Consider the following 2,666-nt stretch of genomic DNA (forward strand, 5'->3'; position numbering starts at 1 on the left):
TGTTCTTTCCTGGGTTATCCCCTGATTCTGTGGATAACCGTATTACCGCCTTTGAGTGAGCTGATACCGCTCGCCGCAGCCGAACGACCGAGCGCAGCGAGTCAGTGAGCGAGGAAGCGGAAGAGCGCCTGATGCGGTATTTTCTCCTTACGCATCTGTGCGGTATTTCACACCGCATAAATTCCGACACCATCGAATGGCGCAAAACCTTTCGCGGTATGGCATGATAGCGCCCGGAAGAGAGTCAATTCAGGGTGGTGAATGTGAAACCAGTAACGTTATACGATGTCGCAGAGTATGCCGGTGTCTCTTATCAGACCGTTTCCCGCGTGGTGAACCAGGCCAGCCACGTTTCTGCGAAAACGCGGGAAAAAGTGGAAGCGGCGATGGCGGAGCTGAATTACATTCCCAACCGCGTGGCACAACAACTGGCGGGCAAACAGTCGTTGCTGATTGGCGTTGCCACCTCCAGTCTGGCCCTGCACGCGCCGTCGCAAATTGTCGCGGCGATTAAATCTCGCGCCGATCAACTGGGTGCCAGCGTGGTGGTGTCGATGGTAGAACGAAGCGGCGTCGAAGCCTGTAAAGCGGCGGTGCACAATCTTCTCGCGCAACGCGTCAGTGGGCTGATCATTAACTATCCGCTGGATGACCAGGATGCCATTGCTGTGGAAGCTGCCTGCACTAATGTTCCGGCGTTATTTCTTGATGTCTCTGACCAGACACCCATCAACAGTATTATTTTCTCCCATGAAGACGGTACGCGACTGGGCGTGGAGCATCTGGTCGCATTGGGTCACCAGCAAATCGCGCTGTTAGCGGGCCCATTAAGTTCTGTCTCGGCGCGTCTGCGTCTGGCTGGCTGGCATAAATATCTCACTCGCAATCAAATTCAGCCGATAGCGGAACGGGAAGGCGACTGGAGTGCCATGTCCGGTTTTCAACAAACCATGCAAATGCTGAATGAGGGCATCGTTCCCACTGCGATGCTGGTTGCCAACGATCAGATGGCGCTGGGCGCAATGCGCGCCATTACCGAGTCCGGGCTGCGCGTTGGTGCGGATATCTCGGTAGTGGGATACGACGATACCGAAGACAGCTCATGTTATATCCCGCCGTTAACCACCATCAAACAGGATTTTCGCCTGCTGGGGCAAACCAGCGTGGACCGCTTGCTGCAACTCTCTCAGGGCCAGGCGGTGAAGGGCAATCAGCTGTTGCCCGTCTCACTGGTGAAAAGAAAAACCACCCTGGCGCCCAATACGCAAACCGCCTCTCCCCGCGCGTTGGCCGATTCATTAATGCAGCTGGCACGACAGGTTTCCCGACTGGAAAGCGGGCAGTGAGCGCAACGCAATTAATGTAAGTTAGCTCACTCATTAGGCACCCCAGGCTTTACACTTTATGCTTCCGGCTCGTATGTTGTGTGGAATTGTGAGCGGATAACAATTTCACACAGGAAACAGTTATGACCATGATTACGGATTCACTGGCCGTCGTTTTACAACGTCGTGACTGGGAAAACCCTGGCGTTACCCAACTTAATCGCCTTGCAGCACATCCCCCTTTCGCCAGCTGGCGTAATAGCGAAGAGGCCCGCACCGATCGCCCTTCCCAACAGTTGCGCAGCCTGAATGGCGAATGGCGCTTTGCCTGGTTTCCGGCACCAGAAGCGGTGCCGGAAAGCTGGCTGGAGTGCGATCTTCCTGAGGCCGATACTGTCGTCGTCCCCTCAAACTGGCAGATGCACGGTTACGATGCGCCCATCTACACCAACGTGACCTATCCCATTACGGTCAATCCGCCGTTTGTTCCCACGGAGAATCCGACGGGTTGTTACTCGCTCACATTTAATGTTGATGAAAGCTGGCTACAGGAAGGCCAGACGCGAATTATTTTTGATGGCGTTGGAATTAGCTTATCGACTGCACGGTGCACCAATGCTTCTGGCGTCAGGCAGCCATCGGAAGCTGTGGTATGGCTGTGCAGGTCGTAAATCACTGCATAATTCGTGTCGCTCAAGGCGCACTCCCGTTCTGGATAATGTTTTTTGCGCCGACATCATAACGGTTCTGGCAAATATTCTGAAATGAGCTGTTGACAATTAATCATCGGCTCGTATAATGTGTGGAATTGTGAGCGGATAACAATTTCACACAGGAAACAGTATTCATGTCCCCTATACTAGGTTATTGGAAAATTAAGGGCCTTGTGCAACCCACTCGACTTCTTTTGGAATATCTTGAAGAAAAATATGAAGAGCATTTGTATGAGCGCGATGAAGGTGATAAATGGCGAAACAAAAAGTTTGAATTGGGTTTGGAGTTTCCCAATCTTCCTTATTATATTGATGGTGATGTTAAATTAACACAGTCTATGGCCATCATACGTTATATAGCTGACAAGCACAACATGTTGGGTGGTTGTCCAAAAGAGCGTGCAGAGATTTCAATGCTTGAAGGAGCGGTTTTGGATATTAGATACGGTGTTTCGAGAATTGCATATAGTAAAGACTTTGAAACTCTCAAAGTTGATTTTCTTAGCAAGCTACCTGAAATGCTGAAAATGTTCGAAGATCGTTTATGTCATAAAACATATTTAAATGGTGATCATGTAACCCATCCTGACTTCATGTTGTATGACGCTCTTGATGTTGTTTTATACAT

Annotated in this window: 2 protein-coding genes and 1 pseudogene; all 3 read left to right on the forward strand. The window is 50.6% G+C overall.

The window, feature by feature from the left end; all coding sequences use genetic code 11:
• The first annotated feature begins 263 nt into the window (after window positions 1-263).
• A complete protein-coding gene (gene lacI / locus TR36_RS13790) occupies window positions 264-1,346 on the forward strand; it encodes a DNA-binding transcriptional repressor LacI (protein ID WP_000805902.1) in 1,083 nt (360 codons plus the stop codon).
• Between the two features lie 122 nt (window positions 1,347-1,468).
• Window positions 1,469-1,909: pseudogene (locus TR36_RS13795) on the forward strand (sugar-binding domain-containing protein); the annotation flags it as partial.
• A gap of 263 nt (window positions 1,910-2,172) precedes the next feature.
• Window positions 2,173-2,666 (forward strand): glutathione S-transferase family protein (locus TR36_RS13800; protein ID WP_192841364.1); only part of this gene is annotated, 494 nt, incomplete at its 3' end.

It is taken from the genome of Falsirhodobacter sp. alg1, from assembly GCF_000739715.2.
GTDB lineage: Bacteria > Pseudomonadota > Alphaproteobacteria > Rhodobacterales > Rhodobacteraceae > Falsirhodobacter.